Below are 25,006 nucleotides of genomic sequence, written 5' to 3' on the forward strand. Positions count from 1 at the left end.
AATGAACTCCGACGAAACTGCATCCCCGGATACCGATATGCACGCCGTGTTTGGCTACGCCTCGGACCGCGGACTACGCCGCGAACTGAATGAGGACTCGCTCATCGCCGCAGACCCGATTTTTGCCATCGCCGACGGCATGGGCGGGCATGAGGCGGGGGAGGTGGCCAGCAGCATCTGTGTCCGGACCCTTGGTGATTCCCCGATAGTGGGCAAGCACCTGCCGGAGTTCTCCGCCGAACAGCTGGAGGCCCTGGTCAAGGAGGCGGACCACCGCATCCGTGAAGCCACAGGCGGGCGGGCCGGCACCACGCTGACCGGCGCCGTCCTCGTCCGGGAAGGGGGAAACCCCTACTGGCTGGTGTTCAACGTGGGCGATTCACGCACCTACCGGCTGAGCCATGGCGTGCTGGAACAGATCACCGTGGACCACTCCGAGGTCCAGGAACTGGTGGACCTGGGACAGATCACCCCGGACGAGGCCCTGGTGCATCCGCGCCGCCACGTAGTCACCCGCGCCCTGGGCACCGGAAACGATGCCGAAGCGGACTTCTGGCTGATCCCGGTGGAGCCCGGGGACCGGCTCCTGGTCTGCTCCGACGGCCTCACCGGCGAGGTTGCCGACGGGCACATCCTGCAGATCCTGACGTCCGTCACCAACCCCCAGGACGCCTGTGCCGCCTTGGTGCAGGCTGCCTTGCGCTCGGGCGGGCGGGACAACGTCACGGTATTGGTCATCGATGCCGAGGGCGGACCGGACGGACATGAGTCCGCCGCCATTACGTTGCCCGGAGGGGCCCAGGAACAGCAGCCCACCGGCCCGCGTCCGGTCGAAGGCGACCCGGCGGGTGCCGGCACCGACCCGGCGGTATCACGGAAGACCCCGGAGGAATGAAAGACCTGCGCTACCGCCCCGGGACGTGGGTGTGCCTGGTTCGCGATGCGGTGCTGTGCCTGCTGCCCCCGGACACCGGGGAAGAGCGGGTACGGGAGATCTGGGCACTGCTGGCCACGGAGCCGGCACTCGACCGCGTTTTTTCGGTTGTGTCCGGGGGACTCTCCGGCAGCCTGGCCGATATGCCTTCCTTCGGTGTGCTTTCCCTGCGGGACCGGGAGCGCCTGCACGTCATCCTGCGCGGTCCGCTGGAACTGCAGCAGGCCGGGAAGGACGAGCCGGCGGCGTCCGGCGAATTTGTCACCACCTGGAGCGAGCGGGTCCTGCCTGCCGGCGGTTCGTTCACCCTGAAAACCGCGGCTTCGGCTGGTGCTGCCGGAAATTCCGCGGAGAATCCGCTGCTGCCGCTCGAAAGCGGCGTTGCCCTGGTTTCGATGCTGGAATTCGGCTCCCTGGACGTCGGGGCGCGGGTAGTCGGTGCGCAGGGAACCGCCGGTGCGAAGCCCGCCGAAGCTCAGCCCGCGCAGGTCCAGCCGGTGTCTGTCCAGCCGGTGGAATCCCGGCCGGCACCAATCCAGGTCGCTTCCCCGGAAGGGAACGCTGCCGCCCCTGGCGAACCCGTTCCGGCAGCGGAGCAAACCGTCGAACCCGCGCAGGAGCAGGTTTCCGCGGAGGAACCGGACCTGAGCGAGACCGTCCGTCCCCCGGAGGAGGCTTTCGTCCCGTCGGATACCCTCCAGCCTGCCGAAGCATCCCTTCCGCCTGCACCGAAGGCGGCTGACGCGCCGTCCGGTGCGCTGATCGATTCAGTTCCGTGGCTGGGCGGCACCTCGACGGCTCCCGCCGGTGCCCCGGGGCGTCCGGCCACAGCCCCCGTGCCTGCAGCCCCCGTTCCCGCTGCTGCAGCCCCCGCGCCTGCAGCCCCGGCACCGGCGGCAGCACCGGCGGCAACTGCCGATCAGGCGCCGGAAGACCTGGACCACGACGGCGACACCATCATGAGCAGCGAACTGACGAAGGCAGCACCGGCGCCGGCCCCTGCCGGGCACCCGAATGCGGCCCCGACGGTCCTGGCCCGCACCTGCCCGCAGGGGCACGCAAATCCGCCTACGCGCAGCGTGTGCGTACACTGCGGGCAGCCGCTGGGCGAAGAGCCCCACCCAGTTAGCCGTCCTGCCCTGGGACGGGCCGTGTTTTCCACCGGCCACGCGGAGGTCCTGGACCGGAACATTATTGTTGGACGCCAGCCGTCAGTGGCCAGGACCCAGGGCTCCGACATGCCGCGGATGGTGCAGGTGCCCAGCAGCGGAGGCGATATTTCCCGTTCGCACGCCGAGATCCGGCTGGAGGGATGGCACGTGATGCTCCGGGACCTGTTCTCCACGAACGGCACCGTGCTGGTCCGCGAAGGACAGCTGCCGCACCGCCTTGGCCAGGGTGAAGGGGTAATCGTGCTCGACGGCGACACCGCCGAGCTCGGCGACGACGTCTGGATCCGGTTCGAAGGACTGGCATGAAGAAGCGTGCTCCGGCGCCCCCGCCGGAGATCTCCGGCTACCGCTATCTGCGGCACCTGGGCTCCGGCGGTTTTGCCGACGTCTACCTCTATGAGCAGGACCATCCCCGGCGGCGGGTTGCCGTCAAGGTGCTCCTCTCGGACCTGCGCACCAACAGTGCCCGGCGCAGTTTCGAGGCCGAAGCGAACCTCATGGCACAGCTGTCCTCGCACCCGTACATCGTCACCATCTATGAAGCGGACATCACTGAGGCCGGCCACTCCTATCTGGCCATGGAGTACTGCTCCCGGCCCAGCCTCGACATCAGGTACCGCCAGGGCGGCCTGCCGTTGGCTGAAGTGCTCACCATCGGCATCCAGGTGGCGTCCGCCGTCGAGACCGCCCACCGTGCCGGGATCGCCCACCGGGACATTAAACCGGCCAATATCCTCACCACGGACTACAACCGTCCCGCCCTGACCGACTTCGGGATTTCCGGCACCACCGAGGCCGCCGAGGACGAGGACCTGGGGCTGTCCATTCCCTGGTCGCCTCCGGAAGCGCTCACCGGCGGCCGGGCGGACGGAATCCGCGTTGACGTCTGGGCCCTCGGCGCCACCCTGTACACCCTGCTGGCAGCGCGTTCGCCGTTTGTGCTGCCCGGGCAGGGCAATACCCAGCGTGAACTGATCGACCGGATCGTCAGCCAGCCGCTGCGGCCCACCGGACGGGCGGACGTCCCGGAATCCCTGGAATTGGCTTTGGCCACGGCGATGGCCAAGTCGCCCGAGTCGCGGTTCTCTTCCGCCTACGCCTTCGGGCTGGCACTGCAGCGGATCCAAGGCGAGCTGAACCTCGCCAGCACCCCGTTCGAGGTGCTGCAGGAACCGGACCCGACTGAGGAGAGCGGCGAGGACGAGGACCGCACCCGCATCCGGCGCGTCGTCTCCATCGATCCAGGCACCACCACGCCGCCGCGCCGGGCACCCATGCAGCGCCCGACGTCGTCAGTCACCGGCGCGCCCGGTACGGCGCGGGCGGCGGTCCCGGCCACGGTTTCCCCGGCCCCCTCCGGCGGCGGCGAAGCTGCCGCGGTCCATGAGGGCACGGTAATGCGTTCGGGACTTGCGACGGCGGTACCGGCTCCGGGGGCCGTGGACCCGGCAGCTCCGCAGGCTTTCAGCTGGCCGGAACCGCCCCGGCGCCGGGGCAAGACTGCACTGCGCATCGGCCTGGTGACAGCGGCAGCGGCCGCCGTCGGCATTGTCGCAGCGGCCCTGCTGCTGCCCGAGACGGAGCCGAAGAGCGTCCTGCCCACGCCGTCGAAATCCGCGCAGAACCCCCTGGCGGGAACCGAAGGTGCGGTGCTTCCGCCGGAATCGCTGGCGGCCACTGTGGCGGACGGTTCGGTGTTGTTCACCTGGAGCAACCCGGAACCCGCAGACGGGGATATCTATCTGTGGCGGACGGTCAGCGCCACGGCCCGGGGAGAGATGGTCCGGACACCGGAGACCAACGCACAGGTTCCGGCGTCGGACGGCGAGACCTGCATAGAAGTGCAGGTGGCGAGGGACAACGGAAAAGCATCGCCGCCGGTGGCGTTCTGCGCGCCGCAGTGAGAAGCAGCAGGTGCAGATGGACAATGAGGACGTAGCGGGGCCATGGGGGAGCCGCACGGAAAGCCGGGCAACCGGACAAGGGGGAGACGCGTGGGGGAGCTTGCCATAGAGTACTGCGGCGAATGGTACGAGCCGCAGGAGCCTGCCGTTTTCAGCATCGGCAGGGAGGGCGACCTGGCTATCGACGACAATCCCTACCTGCACCGGAAGTTCCTGAGCATTGCCAAGGACAACGGCATCTGGTGGCTGACGAATATCGGCAGCCGGATTTCGGCCACCATTGCGGACTCGGGCGGCGGTATGCAGGCCTGGCTGGCTCCCGGCGCCCGGCTTCCCGTGGTCTTTGAACAGACCCGGATCATCTTCAGTGCCGGTTCCACCACCTACGAGTTTGACGTCCACCTGAAAACGCCCACCTTCCGGCAGGATCCCCTCAGCGCAGCCGAGGGCGGGGACACCACCATCGGTCCCGTGCTCTTCACCGAGTCCCAGAAGGCAGTGATGGTGGCGCTGGCAGAACCGCTGCTGCGGCGGGACGGCACCGGCTACAGTGCCCTGCCGACATCCGCGGAGGCAGCGGAGCGACTGGGCTGGTCGCAGACCCGGTTCAACCGGAAGCTGGATAACGTGTGCGAAAAGCTGGACCGGGTGGGTGTGGCGGGCCTGCGCGGAGCCGAGGGAAAGCCGGCGTCGAACCGGCGGGCCCGTCTGGTGGAGCATGCCGTAACATCCCAGCTCGTAACCTCGGCCGACCTGGCACTGTTGGACCGTCCTGCCGATAATCCGGCAGGGACCGCTCCCATCCGCGAAAACGTGCAGCAGCAGGCACCCGAAGCGGCATTGCCCGGGGCCCGTACTTCGATCAACAGAATGACAAGGAACACCTAGATGGCCTCCAGCACGAACCTCGTCAATGCCACGGCTTTCCAGCGACTGGCCGCCAAGGCACTGGACGCGCTGCCGTCCGCGGTGCTGTTGCTGGCCGTGACCTGGCTGTTCTCGCTGGTCGGGGGCGACGACGCCCGGATACTGGGGATGACAACGGGAGCGGTACTGGCCGGCGGATATGCGCTGTGGCTCTGGATCTGGGAAGCCGGCTCCGGCAAGACCCCGGGAAACCTCGCCTTGGGCATCCGGACCACCAGCGGCAACGGACACGCCCCGGGGCTGGTCCCCGTGCTGCTGCGAAACGCACTGCTCGGGGTGTCCGGCGTCGTGGTGGTAGGGCCGGTGGTTCTGCTGGTCTCCAACCTGTGGGATAAGAACCACCAGCGGCAGGGCTGGCATGACAAGGTTGCCGGCACCCTGGTGGTGGACGTGCGGGCCGGCCGTGATCCGCTGCTGACCGGCGGAATCCGGTCCGCCGACGCCTCCGGGTCTACACTTGCCGTCCCGCCGACGACGACGCCTGCCGGCTCTGCTGCCGCCCCGGTCACTGCGGTGCCGGGGTTCCCCTCTTCCGCCGTCCCCCAGACTGCTTCGTCCCCGTTCCAGACCGTGCCTGCCGCCGTGGCTGGTGCTCCTGCCGCACCGGCTGGTGCGCCCGTCCCGGCTCCGGTCTCCCCGCGGCGCGCGGCGGCTGCGGCGCTGACTGCCGGGGCGCTGCCGGCCCCTGTGCCGGCCCCAGCCCCGGCCGCTGCCGCTGCCCCGGCGGACGTTCCCCAGCATCCGGACGATGAGCTGGAAATGACCCGGGTGGCGTCCCGGCACCGCTCGACCGGCGTGTTGGTGCAGTTCGACGACGGTGCCGCCGTCGTCGTCACCGGCACCGCGCTGCTGGGGCGGAATCCGGCAACCAAGCCCCAGGAAACGGTGGGGCAGCTACTCGACTTCGCGGACATGGGCCGCTCGGTCTCCAAGACCCATCTGCACCTGCAGGCGGATCCAAACGGCGTCTGGGTGACGGACCGCAATTCGACCAACGGCAGCGCCGTCGTCACCGCCCAGGGACTGCGGGAGGAGCTTGAACCGCTGCGCCCCGTCCTTGCCCCCGCGGGCAGCACCGTTTTCTTCGGTGACCGCAGCTTCACCGTCTCCCGGGCCTAGGAGTCCCGGGCCGCGTCCAGCCTGTAATCAGCGCGCCGGTTCTCCCACCAGCACGTCGCTGGCCGTCTCGTTCCAGAACAGCTGGAGGGTCTGTACCGGCCGTCCGGGCTGGACCAATTGGGCGCGTCCCGGTGGCAGTGCCCGGGCCCGGACACCGTTGATGAGCGTGCCTTCCCCGCGGTCGCCGGAGAGGATCAGCGCCGCGGCACCGGAATCACGCAGGGCCGTGAAGAAGGACTCGTACATGCCCCGGCTGGCACCGCGGACCCGGCGGGAAAGCACGGCGTGCAGCCCGATCTCCGGGGCCAGCGGCAGGAAGGGCGTCAATCTGCTCAGGGGGGACGAGCCGCCGGCGGTCAGTACGTCATAGTCGTCGATCACCAGCACCACCCGGGGCAGGGCGGCGACCTCTTCGGGGGTGGCGCTGATCCGTTTCTGCAGCTCCCCAGCTACGGCGGATGCCAGCTGTTCGGCCAGGGCCGCGCTGGTGGCATAACCGCCCAGGTAGTCGTCCGGCACCTCGTCCGCGAGCGTGCGCCGCGGATCGAAAACCGCGAACACAATGTCCTCGGCGTTGTGCTGTTCGGCCAGGCGACGGATCACCGACCGCATGGCGTTGGTCTTGCCGGCGCCGTCGTCGCCCATGATCACCAGATGGCGTTCCTTGTTGTGCAGGTCCAGCAGCTCGGTGCCCAGGTCCGTCTCGCGCTGGCCCAGCGGCACCGTGGCCGGGGCCGCCGGCGTGGGGGCGGTTGCTGCGTCCACCACTGCCGGCAGGACGCGGACCTGCATGGCGCGTTCGTCCGTGGAGGCGGAAACCGCGTCCACCAGGTCCCGCATCCCGGAGTTGGCGGTGTCCGGGTCCGATTCGGAGTCGATGCGCGGAAGGGCGAAATGCCCCTGCAGCTTCCGGTCCATCAGTGCCCGGCCGGGCGTTCCCGGGCTCACGGCCTCGGCCAGTTTCCGGCCGTGCGCAGATTCCCCGGGATCGGACAGGCGCAGTTCAATCCGGTTGCCGAAGAAGCTTTGCTGCGCAATGCGGATTTCGTTCATCCTCGAGCAGGTCACCACCACATGGATGCCGTACCCGCCGCCGCGGCTGATCAGGGCATGCACGGATTTTTCAATCTCTTCGAACTCGTCCGAGAGCTGCCCGTAGCCGTCCAGCACCATCACGATGTCCGCACTGGGCAGTTCCGGGATGCCGCCCTGCGCACACAGACGGCGCAGAGTGGGCAGCGAGTCGATCTGGTACTTCTCGAAGATCCGCTCCCGCTGGGAGAGCATGGCCAGGATTTCATCCACCGTACGGCGGACCACCTCACGGTTGGTGCGTACCGCCACACCACCCACGTGGGGGAGCCCTTCGAGCGGAACCAGGCCGCTGCCGAGGAGGTCAATGGCGTAGATACCCACTTCGGCCGGGGAATGGGTCAGGGACAGGCTGGCGACGAGCGTGCGCAGGGCGGTGCTTTTGCCGGTCTGCGGTCCGCCGACAATTGCCGCATTGCCGCCGTTGGCAGCCAGGTCCAGTTCCCAGATGCCCTGCCACTGCTTCGCCGGATCATCGAGCAGCCCTACCGGGACTTTCAAACCGCCGCCGGTAGCCAGCCGGATGCCGTGGCTGGTGGCGTCCAGCCCGCCCGCGGCGATGTCCAGCGCAATGCCGCCGGGGAGCGGCGGCAGCCAGATCGGTTCGACGGCGCGGGGGAATTTCGCGAGCGTGTCCATCAGGGTGGAGAGCACCGTGGGCCCGGTGGTCCGCTTGGAGCCGGAGGTCGACGCCGGTTTGGCGGGGTCCTGCGGTACGGCCTCTTCGAGGGTCGCGGCATACCGCGGGACGCGCAGGACGGCGGGCCGCCCGGCGTCGTCGGTCTCCGGCTCGTCCTCTTCTTCCAGCTCAAGCGGGCCGGACACATACCCGGACTTGAACCGGGTGTACGTGGTGGTGTCCACCTTCAGGTACCCGAACCCGGGGACCGGCGGCAGGTGGAAGGCATCGGGGGTGTCCAGCACGGTGCGGGATTCAGCTTCGGAGAGCGTGCGCAGGCCGATCCGATAGGACAGATAGGTGTCCAGGCCGCGGAGCTTGCCGCCCTCGATGCGCTGGCTGGAGAGCAGCAGGTGCACGCCGATCGACCGCCCAATGCGGCCGATGGACAGGAAGAGCTCAATGAAGTCCGGGCGTGCGGTCAGCAACTCACCGAATTCGTCAATGATCACCACCAGGTGCGGCAGCGGTGCCAGGTCCTTGCCCTGTGCCAGCAGCTCCTGCCGGTGCAGCTGGTAGTCGGTGATGTTGGCGAGGTTGCCGGCCTCCTTGAGGACTTCCTGCCGGCGCTGGATCTCGCCGGAGAGGCTGGCATAGACGCGTTCGATCAGGCTGACGTCGTCGGAAAGGTTGGTGATGACGCCGGTGACCTGGGGTGCGTTGGCGAAGGGGGCAAACGTGGCGCCGCCCTTGTAGTCCACCAGCACCATGGCCAGCACCTCGGGGGAGTGCGTGGCCAGCAGGCCCACCACGAGGCTGCGCAGCATTTCGGACTTGCCGGAGCCGGTGGCACCCACGCACAGGCCGTGCGGGCCGTGCCCGAACTGTGCCGATTCCTTCAGGTCCAGCAGGGCCGGACGGCCGCGGTCATCGGGACCCAGCGGAACCCGCAGGAAGTCCACCTCCCCCCGGGGCTTCCACAACCGGCGGATATCGGCTTCATCCAGGCGCGGGGAGAGGCCCAGCATTTCCAGGAACCCCTGGGAGTTTTCCGAGGAATCGTGTTCCATCGAATCGGGGGAGAGCCGCAGCGGGGCCAGGCTGCGGGCCAGGGACTGTGCGAGCGGGACCGGCAACTGGTCCAGGGTGCCCGCCTCGATCACCGGCTCCACGGGGTCGGCCCGGTAGTTTTCCACCCGGAAGCCCTCGCCGTCCTCGCTGATGCGGATGGCCACTTCGCTGGGTTCCTGCCGGCGTTCCTGCACCAGGAACAGTGTGGTGATCCCAAGGGCGCCGGGGGAGGACTGCTTGTCCGGGACTGCCAGCTCCACCGGCAGCTCTCCGTAGGAGTCGGCAACCACCAGCAGGCGGGGCAGCGCCGTGCCCACGCCTCCGCGCAGGAAGTTTTTCCGGGACTCCGCGGCCAGGCTGGAACGTCCGTGGAGGTCATCGGCCAGCAGGTCCGACAAGACGTCCATGGACGGGGCGAGCCGCCGGACGGGTCCGGTGCGGTGAGTGCTTTTCTGGTCGGCCAAGTGGGGCAGCCACGTGGCCCACTCCCAGTTTTCCCGTTCGGCCTCGGGCACGGCCAGGGCCAGGTGGAGGTCCTCCGGGGAATGGAAAGCCGCACCCTGGACCAGCAGCAGGCGGCTGACCCGCAGCACGAACTCCCTTGAGCCGACAATGCTGACATTCCCGGCGCAGTCCAGAGGTACCGTCAACGGCAGTTCGGGGCTGGACTCGTAGCGCCGCTTGAGGATCTCCAATTCGGTCGTCATGAAGGTGTCACTCTGCATTACCGCCGAACCGGAGTTCATGATCTGCACTTCACGGTTCTGGCGCGGACCCGTACCGATGCGCACGTGCAGGAAATCCTCGTTGTGCCGCCGCCGCTCCCAGATCCGGCGGGTGTTGCGGATGATGTCGAACAGGGCGTCCGGCGGCGGGCTGGCAATCCGGGCCACCTTGACGGCCGTGTGTTCCTCGGCGCGGAGCGTCGCGCGGCAGCGTTCCAGATACTCGAGATAGTTTTCCCGCTGTTCCTTGCGCTGGCGGCCCTGCTTGCCGCGCTGGCTGACCATCATGATGACGGAGGCCAGGATGGTGACCACCATGGCCAGAGCGCCCACGGCAGCCAGCGGGGAACCGCGGAAGAGCATCATGACCGTCATGGAGACGCCTGCGCCGAGGAGGGGTACCAGCGACATCATGTTCATGCCGCCCTTGCCTTGTTGCATCTGCGGCGGGGCGTCCATGGTGAAGGCTTCCAGGCCGCGGGCGGGCGCCGTGGTCCGGGCCGGCCGGTGCAGGATCCGAACGCTCATGCCGTGGCCCTCGCCAGGACGCCGGCGGCCAGGGCGGCAGCCTCGAGACGGGTTCGCCGGGCGAGCAGGCCAAGGCTGATTTCCACTCCGGCGGCGAGGTGCCGGTCATATCCCAGCCCGACGGCGTCGATACCCATGCGCGTCAGACGACGGGCTTCGGCGTCGGCGCGGAACGGCGCGTCCGGCTGGTTCCGGACTACCACCACCAGCAGCGGCACGGCCGCCAGTGCCGGGTCCCGCTGCCAGGCCGTGGCGTACAGGCCGGCATCTTCCAGGCCCGCCACGGAGGCTGTTGTCGTGAAGACCGCCAGATGCGACTGGGAAAGCGCCCACCGCGTGCTGGGGAGATCCAGCCCGGTGCCGCAGTCCATCACGGTGATGGGGCAGTACCGGGAGATGGTCAGGGACAGTGCCTTGGCGGCGGCGTCGTCGGCGGCCGGCCGTCCACCGGTGCCGCGGCGCCCGGTGACCAGCAGGTTTCCGCGGCCGGCGGGGGTCAGCAGCGCGGAGAGGTCAGCCAGCGACGTCGGCGGGCGGCGGGACAGCTCAGCTGCGGCGATATCCAGGGAGGCTGCGTCGGGGACACCGGTGCGCAGCGCCAGCGTGCCGCCGGAGGGAGCGTTGTCCAGGACCGTAACGGCGTCGGTGCGCATGGAGGAGTAGACCGATCCGAGCAGGGCCGCCAGCGTGGTCTTTCCGGCACCGCCGCGGGAGCCGACGACGGCGATGCGCCGGCCGGTGGACACCGGTGCCTGCGCCCCGGCCGCGGCCTCGGCCAGACGGTGCGGATAATCATCCCCGCGGAAGAGGTTCCCCGCGGAGCTGACCGACCGGCGGAGCAGGCCCTCGGCCGGACGGGTCCGCAGGGTGCGGCGGAGCCGCTGGGGCGTTGATTCGAAGCCGTCCGGGGTGGCGGTACCAGGGGCACCGTAGGGCAGCGGCTCGGCGTTCACGGGTGAGCTCATGGCTATAGTCCTCCACCGGCCGCGGCGGCCGGATCAGCGGGATGAAAGGTGGCGGATGGCGGGCAGGCCCGCGGGTGAAGCGATTCGCCCATCAGAAGCTGTCCAACAGCTGGGAGTAGATGCCGAACATCCCGATGACCAGGGGAATCGATGCCAGGATGGCGAAGGTCTCCAGGCGCTTGGCCAGCAGGCGAAGGCGGGCTTCGGCGTGGTCCGGCAGATCAAGGGTCAGGCTGACCGCGATGCAGGCGGCAAGGATCAGCACCGCCAGGCCCACAGCCCAGGGCGCGGAGGAGAAAAACCGCAGGGATGCGAGGGCGAGGGCGGTCAGCCCCACACCGGATGCGGCGTACAGCGAAATGCGTTCGGCGGCGAGCGGGAAGGACCGGGCCCGGAGGAAGACCGCCAGGGTCAGGGCGAACAGCAGCGACAGCGTCCATTTCTGGTGCTCCGTGTCGGTACCGAGCACCCAGAGCCCCAACGCTATGGAAACCGATGTAAGGACCGCGCCCAGGGTGAGGCCCCGATGGGCACCGGCCACGGCCTCAAGCGCATCCGTCCTGCTGATGGTTCCACCGGTGGCACGCTGGTCATCCAGGGTTGCCAGGCCGGAGGCGGACAGTGCCAGCTTCGGGAGCAGGCCGAGCAGGAGGACACTCGCCACGGCGGCCAGCGCTGCCGTGCGGGAAGGGTTCTCGGAAACGATCCCCGCCGCCGCCCAGATCACGGTGGCCAAGGCAAGGGTGCCGGCGCCCGTGAAGAGGGCCCGCGGGTTGGCTGCGCTCAGCCCCATTCCCACAAGGGTCAGGACGGACAGTCCGGCGAACAACAGCAGGGTTGTTTCCGGTTCCAGGTCGCCGCGCAGCAGGGCGCCCAGGCCCAGCAGCCAGCCGGCCCCCTGCAGCGTGGGGCCGATGGCGGAGGTCCGGGGCGGCCGTGCCAGCGCAGTGCCGGCCGTGAGGAGCACCAGGGACGCGGAGAGCAGCAGCCACCAGGCGTCGTCGGGGGCCACCGAGCCCAGGAGGATCTCTGCCCCTGCCCACAGGCCCACGGCAGCGAAGATGCCGGCGGTCAGTTCCCTGAACCTGTCGGTCCAGCGGCCGGAGACGGCCTCGGTCTCGCTGACCACCAGGTCCGTGACGTCATAGACGACGGCGGCGGGGGGCGCCTCGGACGCGTTGCAGAGCAGCAGGGAGGAACCGTCGGCTATTTCCGCACTGCTCAGCGTGCTCTCCGCGGCCAACTCGGTGCCGTCGGGTCCCACCAGGACCTTGGCGGCTACCTCATCTGCCGGCGGGTCGTTCAGCAGCTCCAGGACCTGCGGCATCAGTGCGCCAACGGGCTGGTCCGACGGCAGCAGCAGGTCCAGGTGGCGCCGGGAACCGATCAGTGTCACTCGGGTGAAGGCATGGGCCATGGCGGCTAGGATCCTGTCTGCATCGAAAAGGCAACGTTGTACCGGCCGGCGGGGCCGGCGTCGTAATGCGCATCGCGGGGGTCCGAAGAGTGGTAGGCAGCCGAATTCTGCTGCCGGCGCTGCTCCTCCTGCTTTTGGCGGTTCTCTTCCAGGAGGTTGCTCACGAAGGAATACCCCACGCAGACCGCAGCGATGACCGCTGCGGCAGCCACGCTGAACAGGAAGAGGCGCACACTGTCCATCCACCGGCGCTCGTTCGGGTTTTCCCCGTACAGCAGGGCGCCGAGCAGCCGGTTCCGGCGCACGGTCACGGATTCGATCAGCTGATTGTCATAGTCGCTCGCCAAAATAAGTCCCCCCACCACTTGGACAAGTACCGACATATCCTTACACGATCCGGGTGGGGTCTGCGTCACACGCGCCGGAGCCGCACCGCCGAAGCTGCGGCGTACGTTGTGGATGCCGGGCCGCGGGTGCTAAAGCTTGAGTAATTATTCACCGCACACGCACCGATGAAGGAGCCGCAATGAGCACCAACCCGGAGATGGAAGAGCGCCGACTGGACGATTGGAGCCGGCGCCTCACCCAGGCGCTGCAGATCCTGGATCTTGAAGTGGACCACAAGATGCTCGTGGAGCTGGCGGAGAAGTCGGCCCGGACCGTTGCAGACAACGCGGGCCTGGTCAGTGCCTTTGTGGTCGGGTACGCAGCCGGGCTCACCACCACCAGTGGGCGGAAATCCTCTGAAGAAGCGGTCCGGAAAGCGGCAGAAACAGCCTTCCAGCTGGCTGAAACCGGCTTGGAAGGTCCGGACCAGCCCGGCTGGAAGGGCTCTGCCCAGTAAGCAGACGTCAAGACGCACAACAGGCCGGGACCGAAGTCCTGGCCTGTTGTGCGTTTGGCTGCCTACATGGGTGCCCCTACATGGGTGCCGCTACATGGGTGCCCCTACACGGGCGCCGTTTCGCGGCGCATCTTGTCTTCCGGGCCCGCAGTCTGCTGTGCGGCCGGTTCCACCTTGACCAGCACGGTCTTGGACACCGGGGTGTTGCTGCCCTCGGCAACGTGGTCCAGCGGTACCAGCACGTTGGCTTCCGGGTAGTACGCCGCTACGCAGCCCTTGGGCGTGGGGTAGGAGACCACCCGGAAATTGCGCAGGACACGCTCGGCGTCGTCGTGGTGGACACCGTGGATGTCGATGTACTGGCCGTCTGCCAGGCCGAGTTCCTCGATGTCACCGGAGTTCATGAACAGCACGTGGCGGCCGCCCTTGATGCCGCGGTACCGGTCATTGTGCCCGTAGATGGTGGTATTCCACTGGTCATGGGAACGCATGCTCTGCAGCAGCAGGGTGCCTTCCGGCCGCTGGACCGCTTCCAGGTCATTGACCGTCAGGACCGCCTTGCCGGTGGGGGTGTGGAAGGTCCGCGAATCCCGGGGGCCGTTGGGCAGGACAAACCCGCCCTCGTGGCGGATCCGCTCGTTGTAGTCTTCGCAGCCCTCCACTACCCGTGAGATGTGGTCCCGGATCAGGTCGTAGTCCTTTTCGTAGCCGGCCCAGTCGGCGTCGATCCGGTCACCGATCACCAGGGCACCAAGCCGGGCAACGAGCGCCGGTTCGGAGAGCAGGTTCTTCGAGACGGGTTCCACCCCGCCGTGCGAGGCGTGGACCACGCAGACCGTGTCCTCCACCGAAACGAACTGCCGGCCGGTTTCCTGGATGTCGATTTCGGTGCGGCCCAGCACCGGCAGGATCAGCGCTTCCTTGCCGGTGACCAGGTGGGAGCGGTTGAGCTTGATGGACATCTGCACGGTCATGTCCGTCTTTTGCATGGCGGCCTCGGCGAAGTGGGTGTCCGAGATGGCGGAGATCAGGTTCCCGCCCAGTGCCATGAAGAATTTGATCCGGCCGTCCTGCATCCGGAGGAAGGTTTCCACGGCGTCGGCGCCGTGCTCGCGCGGCGGGTCGAAGTTGAATTCCTTGCCGAGCGAGTCCAGGAAGGTCCCCGGCATCTGCTCCCAGATGCCCATGGTGCGGTCGCCCTGGACGTTGCTGTGCCCGCGGATAGGGGCGGCGCCGGCGCCGGGCTTGCCGATGTTGCCGCGCAGCAGCAGGAGGTTGATGATCTCCTTGATGGTGGCAACGCCCTTCTTCTGCTGGGTGATGCCCATGGCCCAGGTGATGATCACCTTTTCGGCCCGCAGGTAGCGTTCGGCCAGTTCGTCGATTTCCTCGGCGCGCAGCCCGGTGGCTTCCAGCACTTCCTCGTCGTCCAGCAGCAGCAGATGTTCCTTGAGGTCTGCCAGCCCTTCGCAGTGCTCCTCGAGGAATTCGTGGTCGAGGACGGTCCCCGGGTTCTTGTCCTCTGCCTCGAACACCCGCTTGGAAATTGCCTGAAGCAGGGCCATGTCCCCGCCGAGCCGGATCTGCAGGAACTGGTCCGCGAGTTCGGTGCCCTTTCCTGCGATGCCCCGGGCTTTCTGGGGGTTCTTGTAGCGCTTGAGTCCGGCCTCGGGCAGCGGGTTCACGGCTACGATGTTGCCGCCGTTGCGCTTGCACAGTTCCAGTGCGGTGAGCATGCGCGGATGGTTGGTGCCCGGGTTCTGGCCCATGAGGATGATCAGGTCGGCCTGGCCGAAATCGTCATAGGTCACCGTGGCCTTGCCGATTCCGATGGTCTGGCCCATGGCCCAGCCCGAGGACTCGTGGCACATGTTGGAGCAGTCGGGCAGGTTGTTCGTGCCATAGGCGCGAACGAAGAGCTGGTACAGGAAGGCCGCCTCGTTGGAGGTGCGCCCGCTGGTGTAGAACGCCGCTTCGTGCGGGGAATCCAGGGCCTTGAGCCGGTCAGCCACAATCCCCAGTGCTTCATCCCAGCTGACGGGCCGGTAATGGTCTTCACCAGCCGGCTTGTACAGGGGCTCGGTCAGCCTGCCCTGCATGCCCAACCAGTATTCCGAACGCCCGCGCAGGTCCGTGAGGCTGTGTTCGGCCCAGAAGTCCGAAGAAATAACCACCGGCGTGGCTTCCCACGTGACGGCCTTGACGCCTTCTTCGCAGTATTCGAACGGGCTGCGGTCCTTCGGGTCGGGCCAGGCGCAGCTCGGGCAGTCGAACCCGTGCTTCTGGTTCATGCGGAAGGTGGTCCCCAAGGCGCGGGCGAGCCCCATGTGTTCAATCGCCGGCTTCATGGAGTGGTAGACGGCAGGAAGTCCCGCCGCCCACTCCTTCGGCTGTCCCTTGACCTCTATGTCGCTCTCGTTGACTTCTTTAACGCGGGGTTCTTTCCTGGCCACGCCGCACTTCCCTTCATCGCGATGTCTGCCGCTAGGGCGGCGACTGCTTCTACCGCAGTTTATCTACCAACAGGCCTAGCAGTCCGGGCGCACCGCCGCAAGGACTGCTGCCGTCCTTGCGACGGCGGGCGCCTTCGGAATTGGTGGACGTTATCCGTGGGCACACACCCCATGGGTAGTTCTGCCCATGTGTTTTCCTTGACCGGTTTGGTTTTGGTGGGTTTGATGGGGGTTACCGGCAAATGGAACGGGATTTACCTTTTTGGTGAATTCGTCCGGCTGCTCGGGGGAACAGTTCGGACGAGGGTGCCGTGGGGTGCCGAAAAGGTGGTTTGCCATGAAGTTTGATATGGGTTCTTCGACCCTTGGGACGTTGACGCAGCAGACGAGTTCCTCGAATGAGGATCTGGGTCAGCTGGTGCGGAGCCTGATGGAGGCTGCGGCGCCCCTGGAGGGCAAGTTCAACGGTGCCGGCCGGGTGAAGTTTGACGAGTTCAAGGCCCGCACGGACGAGGTTGCCAATGAGCTCAATAGCTCCCTCTCGGCGATCCTGATGGGTCAGTCGGAGATGGACCGGCACTTCCAGACCGGTGATCAGGAGGCTGCGGACAATGCGGCCCAGCAGCAGGGGTCGGCGTCGTTCGACTCTGCGCGTTTTGGTTCTTCGCGCTAGTTCTTCTGTCCCTTTTCCTAGTTCTTCCTTAGTTCGGTTGCTTTCCGGCGCGTGGGTGCCGGTGTTGAAAGGATTTGCCATGTCCCAGGATCGTTTGAGCTATGACACTGATACTTCCTCTGCGGTGCAGGGGGATATCCAGTCGATTGTTGCCCGGCTGGAGTCGTTGATCGGTGAGCGTGAGAAGGCTGTGAATGCGGCTATGTCGGATTTCCAGGCTGACGGTGTTTCGGAGGATTACCAGGCGGTGGAGAACCGTTTCCGGAATGCAGCGAATGAGACGCGGAACATTATTGCGTTGGTGAAGCAGACGCTGTCGCAGAATGATGAGACGGCTGCGGGTGCGGGTGCGCGGGCTAAGTCCGCCGTGCAGAACATCGGCTAATCACTGATTGCACAACACAACGGCGCCGGGCTGGATCCGGTGCCGTTGTTGTTTTTAATGCGCACGCGTGCATAGCGGCCTTATCCGGGATTTGGATGTGTTCCAGCCCCTCGGCAGCCCTCAACTGCACCACATACACGGGTTTATCGTTATTCGGAAGATACGGGAATGGAATGTGGAGAAGGGTGCAGGCGGTTGAATGAGGAAACTCGGGGACCCGAAGATGCAGGCCGCCGCGGAGCTTCCCGTCCCGTGTCCCAACCCCTACCGGAGACGCTTCCGAACGGTATGCTGCCGCCCGGTAAATACGCGGTGTGGAGGGGACGGTGGTACCGGGCTGCGCGGCTGCGTAAGGGGTTCATCACTCTGTTTCATGAGGCGGCGCCGCCGGGACCGGAATGGACCTCCATTTCGGCGAGGGATGGACGAGGCGGGCACGCCTCGTGGACCCTGGAAATCGCCGATTATGAGGTGGACCGTTTTGTGAGGCTCGCCGTGACCGCGACGTGGCATGGCAACAAGATCGGCATCGCCAGGTATGCCGACGGCGTCGTTCACGCCTGGGTGGAACCGCACCCGGCCCAGGAACCGAAGATTGACCGGGGAGAAATTCCCGAGATTGTCCAGGTCGATCGGATTGAGTATGTGGGCACCTTCCGGTGGGAGGATCTGGAAGACATCAGGATGGAAGAAAAGGACCTGATGCAGTAGGAAGTGTTTGTCGCTGTCTGAGGGCAGTTTTGATCGTCGGAAACGGTTGTTTCTTAGAACAACCAATTCCGGTAGTAATGGTTTGGCGGCGGTATATTTCCTGGCTATGTGGAGTTCCAGCGGCACGAAATTGACCGGTTCGTACGGTACGTGGAGGGGGCAGGAACTCGAGGTTGATTCGACGACGCCTTATGACAGAACGATCTTGCTTATTAAATATGGCGGAAACTCTCCAGGTGTGGGCTGGATGACGATTGACCATGGGGACCAGTTCCCCTCGCCCGGCGTCAGGCATTCGCTGAGGGTTCCATATGAGGAGGTTTCGAATATTCACGCCGTGCGGGCAACTGGAGAGTTGAGCCCCAGGGGCGTCGTGACGATCCATGGTGAGGATCAGGGCGGAAACCTTGCTGTTATTACCAAGTTCACCACCGACCTTGGACTGAAGGAGCGGTTGCTGAAAGATCACGGGTTCCATACGTTTCATGACGAGCCCGTCACCCGGTCGGCGGTTTTCGGTTGGCTCCAAGCTGCCTTGGTCGGCAATATCAAGTCCGAACTCTCGTGGCGGAAAGACGACGACTTATGATTCTGAAGCGGAACGGGATGCGGACAACGACAGCCCGGCCGGTCCGGCGTCGTAGTCCCGCACCGCTCCCGGAACCGGACGCGATACGGCAAGATTGGTTAGGTGAGCACAGCCAAGACATCTCCTGAACCCACGGACACCGAAGCCGCCGTCGAATCGGTCAGCACAGACGCCCCGCCCGCAGAAGACCTGCGCGAGGAGTACCAGACACTTGCTGAGCAGGTGCGCCGCTACCGCTTCGCGTATTACAACGAAGACGCACCCCTGGTTTCGGACGCGGAATTCGACCGGCTCTACCGCCGCCTGGAAGAGCTCGAGGCGCTGCACCCCGAGCTGGTCACCAATGACTCACCCACCCAGGAAGTAGGCGGCGAAGTATCCGCCGCCTTCGCCCCGGTGGAACACCTGCAGCGGATGTACAGCCTCGAGGACGTTTTCTCCCTCGATGAGCTCGACGCCTGGATACGCAAGGCCGAAGCCTCCGTTGCAAATATTGCCCCCGGTGCGCAGATCAAGTGGCTCACCGAGCTGAAGATCGACGGCCTCGCGGTCAACCTGCTCTACCGCAACGGCGAACTGGTCCGGGCCGCCACCCGCGGGGACGGCACCACGGGCGAGGACATCACCCACAACGTACTCACCATCGCCTCCATTCCGCGCACCCTCAAGGGCGAGGACCTCCCGGCGGAAATGGAAATCCGCGGGGAGGTCTTCATCCCCTCCAAGGAATTCGCGCACCTCAACGAAACCATGGTGGAAGCGGGCAAGGCGCCCTTTGCGAACCCGCGCAACGCCGCCGCCGGTTCCCTGCGGCAGAAGGACCCCGAAGTCACCGCCCGCCGCCCGCTGAGCATGTACGTGCACGGCATCGGGGCACGCGAAGGACTCAACGTGGCGAGCCAGTCCGAAACCTACGAACTGCTGAAGCAGTGGGGACTGCCGACGTCGCCCTATTACAAGGTGCTCGACACCTATGAGGAAGTGCTGAAGTACATTGCCGACAACGGCGAGCACCGGCACGATCTCTCCCACGAAATCGACGGCATCGTGGTCAAGGTGGACGACTTCGGGCTGCAGCGCGCCCTGGGCAACACCTCCCGCGTCCCGCGCTGGTCCGTGGCCTACAAGTACCCGCCGGAGGAAGTGAACACCAAGCTGCTGGACATCCGCGTCAACGTGGGACGCACCGGCCGCGTCACGCCCTACGGGATGATGACGCCGGTGCTGGTCTCCGGCTCGACGGTGGAAATGGCCACGCTGCACAACCAGGACGTGGTGAAGGCCAAGGGTGTGAAGATCGGCGACACCGTCGTCCTGCGGAAGGCCGGTGACGTAATCCCCGAAATCGTGGGCCCCGTCGTCGCACTCCGCGACGGCAGCGAACGCGACTTCGTGATGCCCACCCACTGTCCCTCCTGCGGCACGGAATTGAAGCCGGCCAAGGAAGGGGACGTGGATATCCGCTGCCCCAACTCCAAGTCCTGCCCCTCCCAGCTGCGCGAGCGGGTGTTCCACCTGGCCGGCCGCGGTGCCTTCGACATCGAAGCGCTCGGCTGGGAGGCGGCCATCGCCCTCACCTCGCCGGCCGAGCCGGAAACCCCGCCGCTCACCAGCGAGGCGGGTCTGTTCGACCTGTTGATCGAAGACCTGGCGGACGTGCGGATCGAACGGCCGAAGCGTGTGAAGGGCGTTGTGGACGGCACGGAACTCGTGCCGTACTTCTATACCAAGGGCACCGCCAAGAAGCCGTCCGTGCCCAGCGCCACCACGCACAAGCTGTTTACCGAGCTGGAGAAGGCCAAGACCCAGCCGCTGTGGCGGGTCCTCGTGGCCCTGTCCATCCGGCACGTAGGCCCGACGGCGGCACGCGCCCTGGCGGGTGCCTTCGGTTCCATGGACGCCATCCGGGCTGCGACGGAAGAGCAGCTGGCGCACGTCGACGGCGTCGGACCCACCATCGCCGCGGCGCTGAAGGAATGGTTCGCCGAGGACTGGCACCGCGAGATCGTGGACGCCTGGGCCGCCGCAGGGGTGCGGATGGCCGACGAGCGCGACGAATCCGTGCCGCGGACGCTGGAGGGCCTGACCGTCGTCGTCACCGGCACGCTGCCCAACTTCAGCCGCGACGAGGCCAAGGAAGCCATTCTGACCCGTGGCGGCAAGGCTTCCGGCTCGGTCTCCAAGAAAACCGACTACGTGGTGGCCGGGGAGAACGCGGGCACCAAGCTGGACAAGGCCGAGCAGCTGGGTGTGCGTGTGATCGACGAAGACGGCTTCCGCACGCTGCTGGCCGAGGGGTCCGTTCCGGGCGGGCCGGTACCTGAATCCGAGCCGACCGAGGAGTCCGAATGATGCCGTTGCCCGACGCAGCTGACCCGCTGGAACTGCTCGAAGTGGCCCGCGAGGCTGCCGCAGCGGGTGCCGCTGTGCTGGCACAGCGCTCTGCCGGCGGCCTCAACGCGGTGAACAAGAGTGCCGACGGCGACTGGGTCACGGATTTCGACACCGCCGCCGAGGTGGCGGTCCGGGAAGTCCTGGCCCGCTTGCGCCCGCACGACGTCGTGCTGGGGGAGGAGCTGGAACCGGCCGTCCCGGTGCATCCCTCAGGCATCCGCTGGTCCATCGATCCGCTGGACGGCACCACCAACTTCATCCGCGACATCGTCTATTACGGCACCTCGGTGGCGGCGGTGAACGACGACGGCGAGTGGCTGGCCGGCGTCGTCCACGCTCCGGCGCTGGTACGCGTGTATTCGGCGGCCCGCGGGCACGGCGCCTGGCTGGCAGAGCACGGCAGCGTCCGGAAGCTCACCGGTCCCGATCCGCAGCGGGTCGGAAAGCTGCTGGGCACCGGGTTCTCCTATGATGCTTCGGTGCGCTCCGAGCAGTACGCGGCCCTGCCGCAGGTGGCCGGGCAATTCGCCGATGTGCGGCGCCTGGGGTCCGCAGCCTTGGACCTGTGCATGGTGGCGGACGGTTCCCTGGACGCCTATATCGAGCGCGGCCTCAACGAATACGACTATGCAGCCGGTGCCCTGATTGCCGAGGAAGCCGGTGTGCCTGTCCAGCGTCCGCCGCAGCCTGCCAACGATGCCGAGCGGCTCGACGCCGTCACTGTCGCCGGGGCAGCGCTGCTGGGTTAGCGGTCACCGGACGTTAGTCTGCTGGGATGGAATCTTGGCATCGGAACCGGCTGAGCGTGCGGCAGGCTGAACTCGTCGAGGCTTGGCTGCCGGGGGTGAGTCTCGTTACCGATCTCTCCTGGAACCTTCTGGATACCGCGATCCTTGAAGTTGCGGACGCAGCTGACGGGCAGCGCAGGTACATCGTCAAAGCGGCCGGGCCCTCCAACCACCACATAAGCCGTGAAATAGACGCCCACGAGTCGTGGGTCAGCGTCTGGTCCCGGCAGAACCGTGCGCCAATGCTCGTTCAGTCGGACCGTTCCGAAAACATCTTGGTCACGGAGTATCTGGATGGATCCCTCGTGGAGGGAACCGCAGCTGAATATTGCCCGGATACTTATCAGCAGGCCGGGTATCTTTTGCGGATATTCCATGAGCAAACTGCGCGTACTGACGTTGACTATGAGGTGCGGGCCACTGCCAAAGCGTTGTCTTGGCTGGAGAAGCCGCACCGCATTTCCAAATCCCAGGTTGAACAGGCCAAGGCCGTTCTCGGAGCCTATCGGCCCAAGCCGGTGGTTCTCGTTCCGACCCATGGTGACTGGCAACCTCGCAACTGGCTCATAGACGGCAGCGAGTTGAGGATCATCGATTTCGGCCGGTACGACTTGAGGCCGGCCGTGACCGACCTTTGTCGCTTGGCGGTGCAGCAATGGAAGTCTCACAGTTATCTGGAGGGTGCCTTTTTCGAGGGGTACGGTACGGACTTCAGGGACAGCGAACTCTGGAACCTAACACTGCTGCGCGAAGCTGTCTCCACTGCTGCCTGGGCTTACCAAGTCGGCGACCCTAAGTTCGAGGCACAAGGCCATCGGATGCTCCGGGATGCGCTGGGGAACTTCTCGTAGATTGCATTTGCCGGGTTTGTTCAAAGCGATCTTCGGTGGTCTGGTCCTCCTCGGCCACCAAGTGCACGGACGGCACGGCGTCAGGGGTGAGCGTGCCAACTGGGCGCCGCCGGTGGCTTGGTTTATGGGTAGGTAGTTGCGTTCGAAAGACGGGTATTTCCGGTTTCCGGGAGCCCTCTTTTGGGCCTGTTTTCCGCCCGGAAATGTCAGTGCCGGATGAAATCCTGAGGTATGGATCAGCTCGGGAATGCAGAACCGACAACCGAAGCGCAGGGCAGTGAAAACCAGCTGCCTGCTGGCACCACTGGTGAAGCGGATGAGCCCCGCGGGGCCTGCACCCTGTCGGTGTACCGGGCTGAACCGGCGGCCCCCGAGTCTGACGGGACCGCTAACGCGAGTGCCGGCAGTTCCGCTCCGGAGAACGACGCCGAGGCAGGCACCCAGCCAGCCGAGAATCCCGTTCCTGATGCCGGCCCTCTCCATGCCGGCCCCTCCGCCGCCGAGCCAGCCGAACACGAACCTCCCGCTGCCCCCGATTCCGAAGCCGATAGTTCTGCCTCCGATTTCCCAGACGGCTTCACTGGGACACTGGCGTTGCAGAACCTTGAAGCCTTTGACGAGCAGATGGTGGGTGAAGCCCTGTCCCGGATGGCGCATTTGATGTCCTGGGTGCAGGCGCAGGAAGCCCGCCTGGTCAACCGGATGGGGGAGCTCTTCCGGGACGACAGATATGCCGCTTCCAAATGGATCGAACCGGGGCTGGCCTTTAGCCTCGCAGCTTCCGAATGCGCGGCCGTCCTGAATGTTCCGCAGGTCACCGGACAGCGGCTCCTCAGTGAAGCGACGAGTCTCTGCACTTCCCATACGGCAACCCTGACCGGGCTCGAAGAGGGACGCTTTTCCTACCAGCATGCCCAAGTGGTACTGGATCAATGCCAGAACGTTCCAGCTGCGGCGCTCCCGGAATTTGAGGCCGATCTGCTGGCAGCAGCCGAGGGCCAGACGCGCTCCCAGTTCTCCGCCAAGGCCCGCCGGCTGCGGGAGAACCGCTATCCGCAGACCATCAACAAACGGCACCTGACCGCGTTCGAACAGCGCAAGGTCACCCTGGACCGGGAAGAGGACGGCATGTCCTGCCTCTCCGCCCATCTGCGGGCAGCGGAAGCGCAGCAGATTTACACTGCTCTCAGTACTGCGGCGCGGGGTGAACAGGTAGTCGGGGATTCCCGGACCACGGATCAGCTGCGTGCGGATATTCTGGCGCAGCTGCTGATTGGCAGCAGCCGGGGACTCTTTACTGCGACCACAGACGAGGCCGGAACCCCGGATGAGGCCGAAACCGGCTCTGGAGGCGGCTCGGAAAGCGCTCCGAATCGCCACACCGGACCGGACGATGGAATCGTCCCTCGGGCGGAAATCATGGTCCTGATCAACGCGGAGACCCTCTTCGGCGCGGACGACCAGCCCGCCGAGCTGCACGGGTACGGGCCCATTAGCGCCGAAGCGGCACGCAGGCTGGCCCGCAACGCCGTCGGTTGGACCGGACTGGCCCAGGACTCGCAGACCGGAGAGATCCTGGGCGTAGGACGGCGCAGAAAGGTTCCGGCCGGGCTCCGCCGCTGGCTCCGCGCAAGGGACGGAACCTGCCGGTTTCCCGGGTGCCGGGTCAGCACCGCGAACTCGGACGTCGACCACACCATCGACTGGGCGAAGGGCGGTCCTACCGACCACGCGAACCTGGAGCACCTCTGCCGCCGGCACCACCGGTTCAAGACCCTCGGTTACTGGAAAGCGTGCCAACCCACCCCCGGAGTGATCGAGTGGACCTCGCCAACCGGCCGGGTTTATCGGACCGAGCCCTTTTTGGAACTGGACCTGCCAGGTCCGGCAGTAAATCGGAGTACGGATCCCCGGCAGGAGGAGTTCAGGCCGACGGATTCCAGGCCGAAGGATTCAACGCAGGACGATTCCCGATTGGAACAGGTGCCGCCATTCTGAGTCGGGTTCAGCCGGCCGCGGCCGCGTCCCGAGCTACCGCCGGGCAGCCACAATGATCTCCCGGCTGGACGCTTCCCTGAACGGCCCGCCCTCCCAATCCCCGTACCAGTCCACGGAGCTGAAACCGGCCCGGTCCAGCAGGTCCTTCAGCACCTCTGCCCGCACAAACTTCAGGGTGCTGCGGCTGATGAACCGCTCGCCGTCGGACCGGAAGACGGTGCGGTCCTCGAACGTGACCAACGCGCCGTCGGGCTGGTCTTCCACCGAGATCAGCTCCCACTCCACCTCCAGCGTTCCCGCCGAAGATTCCTGGACCGACGGGCCAGCATTGCCGCTGTCCCACTCCAGCCAGGCCTTCGCCGCAGGATTCCGGGTCTCGAAATAGAAGGTGCCACCGGGCACGAGCCGGGACCGAACGGCCGTCAGCGTTTCGAGGATGGCGGCCTCCGTCAGGAGGCACTGAAACGCATGCCCGGTCATCAGGGCAGCATCAAACGGACCCTGCGGCAGATCCACGGCGGTGCCCTGCAACCAGGTGACCCTCTCGCCGCCCTCGCGAGACCGCGCCACCTCCAGCATGCCGGAGGCCGGATCGACGCCGGTCAACGTGTGGCCCGCCAGCGCCAGACGCACGGCGAAACTGCCGGTGCCGCATCCGACGTCGGCGATGCGGAGCGGCTTATCGCCGATAAGGCCGGCATAAAAGTCGGTGTCCCATTGCCCGGCATTGTCTTCGTCATAGAGAGCCGCCAACCGCGGCTCGTTGTAGAACGTGTCAACCATCATTCCCCCGGATTTCGGACAGTTGACCCGAATCCTACCGGGATTAAGCCCTGAGGAAAGGACC

Annotated in this window: 20 protein-coding genes; 14 read left to right on the forward strand and 6 right to left on the reverse strand. The window is 66.3% G+C overall.

The window, feature by feature from the left end:
* Position 1: 1 nt before the first annotated feature.
* From NNX34_RS13820 to NNX34_RS13840, 5 genes are all read left to right on the forward strand, one after another.
* Complete coding sequence (locus tag NNX34_RS13820; protein ID WP_255767082.1) at positions 2–895, forward strand: PP2C family serine/threonine-protein phosphatase; 894 nt, start codon at positions 2–4, stop codon at positions 893–895.
* Complete coding sequence (locus NNX34_RS13825) at positions 892–2,412, forward strand: FHA domain-containing protein (RefSeq protein ID WP_255767083.1); 1,521 nt, start codon at positions 892–894, stop codon at positions 2,410–2,412. The genes NNX34_RS13820 and NNX34_RS13825 overlap by 4 nt, the downstream gene beginning before the upstream one ends.
* Positions 2,409–4,010: a serine/threonine-protein kinase gene (locus NNX34_RS13830; protein ID WP_255767084.1), complete on the forward strand. Its 1,602-nt coding sequence runs from the start codon at positions 2,409–2,411 to the stop codon at positions 4,008–4,010. Before NNX34_RS13825 ends, NNX34_RS13830 begins: the two co-directional genes overlap by 4 nt.
* Before the next feature lie 90 nt (positions 4,011–4,100).
* On the forward strand, positions 4,101–4,898 hold the full coding sequence (locus NNX34_RS13835) for a hypothetical protein (RefSeq protein ID WP_255767085.1): 798 nt from the start codon (positions 4,101–4,103) through the stop codon (positions 4,896–4,898).
* Positions 4,899–6,056, forward strand: a complete 1,158-nt coding sequence (locus NNX34_RS13840) for an RDD family protein (protein ID WP_255767086.1) — start codon at positions 4,899–4,901, stop codon at positions 6,054–6,056.
* Positions 6,057–6,083: 27 nt separating this feature from the next.
* On the opposite strand, the gene eccCa is transcribed toward NNX34_RS13840, so the two are convergent.
* From eccCa to NNX34_RS13860, 4 genes are all read right to left on the reverse strand, one after another.
* A complete protein-coding gene (gene eccCa / locus NNX34_RS13845; protein WP_255767088.1) occupies positions 6,084–10,091 on the reverse strand; it encodes a type VII secretion protein EccCa in 4,008 nt (1,335 codons plus the stop codon).
* Positions 10,088–11,056 (reverse strand): hypothetical protein, encoded by a 969-nt coding sequence (locus NNX34_RS13850; RefSeq protein ID WP_255767089.1) that lies wholly within the window; start codon positions 11,054–11,056, stop codon positions 10,088–10,090. The genes eccCa and NNX34_RS13850 overlap by 4 nt, the downstream gene beginning before the upstream one ends.
* 91 nt (positions 11,057–11,147) lie before the next feature.
* Complete coding sequence (eccD, locus tag NNX34_RS13855) at positions 11,148–12,473, reverse strand: type VII secretion integral membrane protein EccD (RefSeq protein WP_255767091.1); 1,326 nt, start codon at positions 12,471–12,473, stop codon at positions 11,148–11,150.
* Positions 12,474–12,478: 5 nt separating this feature from the next.
* Positions 12,479–12,856, reverse strand: coding sequence for a hypothetical protein (locus tag NNX34_RS13860; protein ID WP_255767092.1), 378 nt, complete (start codon positions 12,854–12,856; stop codon positions 12,479–12,481).
* Between the two features lie 143 nt (positions 12,857–12,999).
* On the opposite strand from NNX34_RS13860, the gene NNX34_RS13865 reads away from it, so the two are divergent.
* Positions 13,000–13,317: a DUF6457 domain-containing protein gene (locus NNX34_RS13865; RefSeq protein ID WP_255767093.1), complete on the forward strand. Its 318-nt coding sequence runs from the start codon at positions 13,000–13,002 to the stop codon at positions 13,315–13,317.
* 104 nt (positions 13,318–13,421) lie between these two features.
* Here the strand turns inward: NNX34_RS13865 and NNX34_RS13870 are convergent, their stop codons facing one another.
* A complete protein-coding gene (locus NNX34_RS13870; protein WP_255767094.1) occupies positions 13,422–15,770 on the reverse strand; it encodes an FdhF/YdeP family oxidoreductase in 2,349 nt (782 codons plus the stop codon).
* 337 nt (positions 15,771–16,107) lie between these two features.
* Here NNX34_RS13870 and NNX34_RS13875 point away from each other — a divergent pair, with 337 nt between their 5' ends.
* From NNX34_RS13875 to NNX34_RS13910, 8 genes are all read left to right on the forward strand, one after another.
* Positions 16,108–16,443, forward strand: coding sequence for a hypothetical protein (locus NNX34_RS13875; protein WP_255767095.1), 336 nt, complete (start codon positions 16,108–16,110; stop codon positions 16,441–16,443).
* Positions 16,444–16,522: 79 nt separating this feature from the next.
* Entirely contained in the window at positions 16,523–16,828 is a 306-nt protein-coding gene (locus NNX34_RS13880) for a pore-forming ESAT-6 family protein (protein WP_227924368.1), read from the forward strand.
* A gap of 252 nt (positions 16,829–17,080) precedes the next feature.
* Positions 17,081–17,539: a hypothetical protein gene (locus NNX34_RS13885; RefSeq protein ID WP_255767096.1), complete on the forward strand. Its 459-nt coding sequence runs from the start codon at positions 17,081–17,083 to the stop codon at positions 17,537–17,539.
* Positions 17,540–17,546: 7 nt separating this feature from the next.
* A complete protein-coding gene (locus tag NNX34_RS13890; RefSeq protein WP_255767097.1) occupies positions 17,547–18,128 on the forward strand; it encodes a hypothetical protein in 582 nt (193 codons plus the stop codon).
* A gap of 102 nt (positions 18,129–18,230) precedes the next feature.
* Entirely contained in the window at positions 18,231–20,480 is a 2,250-nt protein-coding gene (gene ligA, locus NNX34_RS13895; RefSeq protein WP_255767098.1) for an NAD-dependent DNA ligase LigA, read from the forward strand.
* Positions 20,477–21,271, forward strand: a complete 795-nt coding sequence (locus NNX34_RS13900) for an inositol monophosphatase family protein (protein ID WP_255767099.1) — start codon at positions 20,477–20,479, stop codon at positions 21,269–21,271. The genes ligA and NNX34_RS13900 overlap by 4 nt, the downstream gene beginning before the upstream one ends.
* Before the next feature lie 26 nt (positions 21,272–21,297).
* Entirely contained in the window at positions 21,298–22,161 is an 864-nt protein-coding gene (locus tag NNX34_RS13905; protein ID WP_255767100.1) for a phosphotransferase, read from the forward strand.
* Between the two features lie 231 nt (positions 22,162–22,392).
* A complete protein-coding gene (locus NNX34_RS13910) occupies positions 22,393–24,159 on the forward strand; it encodes a DUF222 domain-containing protein (RefSeq protein ID WP_255767101.1) in 1,767 nt (588 codons plus the stop codon).
* 33 nt (positions 24,160–24,192) lie between these two features.
* On the opposite strand, the gene NNX34_RS13915 is transcribed toward NNX34_RS13910, so the two are convergent.
* A complete protein-coding gene (locus NNX34_RS13915) occupies positions 24,193–24,945 on the reverse strand; it encodes a bifunctional 2-polyprenyl-6-hydroxyphenol methylase/3-demethylubiquinol 3-O-methyltransferase UbiG (protein WP_255767102.1) in 753 nt (250 codons plus the stop codon).
* Between the last annotated feature and the right edge of the window lie 61 nt (positions 24,946–25,006).

Origin of the sequence: Arthrobacter sp. zg-Y1116 (assembly GCF_024385485.1) — a bacterium.
In the GTDB taxonomy this organism is placed as follows: domain Bacteria; phylum Actinomycetota; class Actinomycetes; order Actinomycetales; family Micrococcaceae; genus Arthrobacter_B.

Coding starts and splice junctions, on each gene's coding strand:
- NNX34_RS13875 (WP_255767095.1), top strand. CDS start 16,108: ATGAAGTTTGATATGGGTTCTTCGACCCTTGGGACGTTGACGCAGCAG.
- eccCa (WP_255767088.1), bottom strand. CDS start 10,091: ATGAGCGTTCGGATCCTGCACCGGCCGGCCCGGACCACGGCGCCCGCC.
- NNX34_RS13865 (WP_255767093.1), top strand. CDS start 13,000: ATGAGCACCAACCCGGAGATGGAAGAGCGCCGACTGGACGATTGGAGC.
- NNX34_RS13840 (WP_255767086.1), top strand. CDS start 4,899: ATGGCCTCCAGCACGAACCTCGTCAATGCCACGGCTTTCCAGCGACTG.
- NNX34_RS13820 (WP_255767082.1), top strand. CDS start 2: ATGAACTCCGACGAAACTGCATCCCCGGATACCGATATGCACGCCGTG.
- NNX34_RS13860 (WP_255767092.1), bottom strand. CDS start 12,856: ATGTCGGTACTTGTCCAAGTGGTGGGGGGACTTATTTTGGCGAGCGAC.
- NNX34_RS13910 (WP_255767101.1), top strand. CDS start 22,393: ATGGATCAGCTCGGGAATGCAGAACCGACAACCGAAGCGCAGGGCAGT.
- NNX34_RS13825 (WP_255767083.1), top strand. CDS start 892: ATGAAAGACCTGCGCTACCGCCCCGGGACGTGGGTGTGCCTGGTTCGC.
- NNX34_RS13900 (WP_255767099.1), top strand. CDS start 20,477: ATGATGCCGTTGCCCGACGCAGCTGACCCGCTGGAACTGCTCGAAGTG.
- NNX34_RS13915 (WP_255767102.1), bottom strand. CDS start 24,945: ATGATGGTTGACACGTTCTACAACGAGCCGCGGTTGGCGGCTCTCTAT.
- NNX34_RS13880 (WP_227924368.1), top strand. CDS start 16,523: ATGTCCCAGGATCGTTTGAGCTATGACACTGATACTTCCTCTGCGGTG.
- NNX34_RS13905 (WP_255767100.1), top strand. CDS start 21,298: ATGGAATCTTGGCATCGGAACCGGCTGAGCGTGCGGCAGGCTGAACTC.
- eccD (WP_255767091.1), bottom strand. CDS start 12,473: ATGGCCCATGCCTTCACCCGAGTGACACTGATCGGTTCCCGGCGCCAC.
- NNX34_RS13830 (WP_255767084.1), top strand. CDS start 2,409: ATGAAGAAGCGTGCTCCGGCGCCCCCGCCGGAGATCTCCGGCTACCGC.
- NNX34_RS13850 (WP_255767089.1), bottom strand. CDS start 11,056: ATGAGCTCACCCGTGAACGCCGAGCCGCTGCCCTACGGTGCCCCTGGT.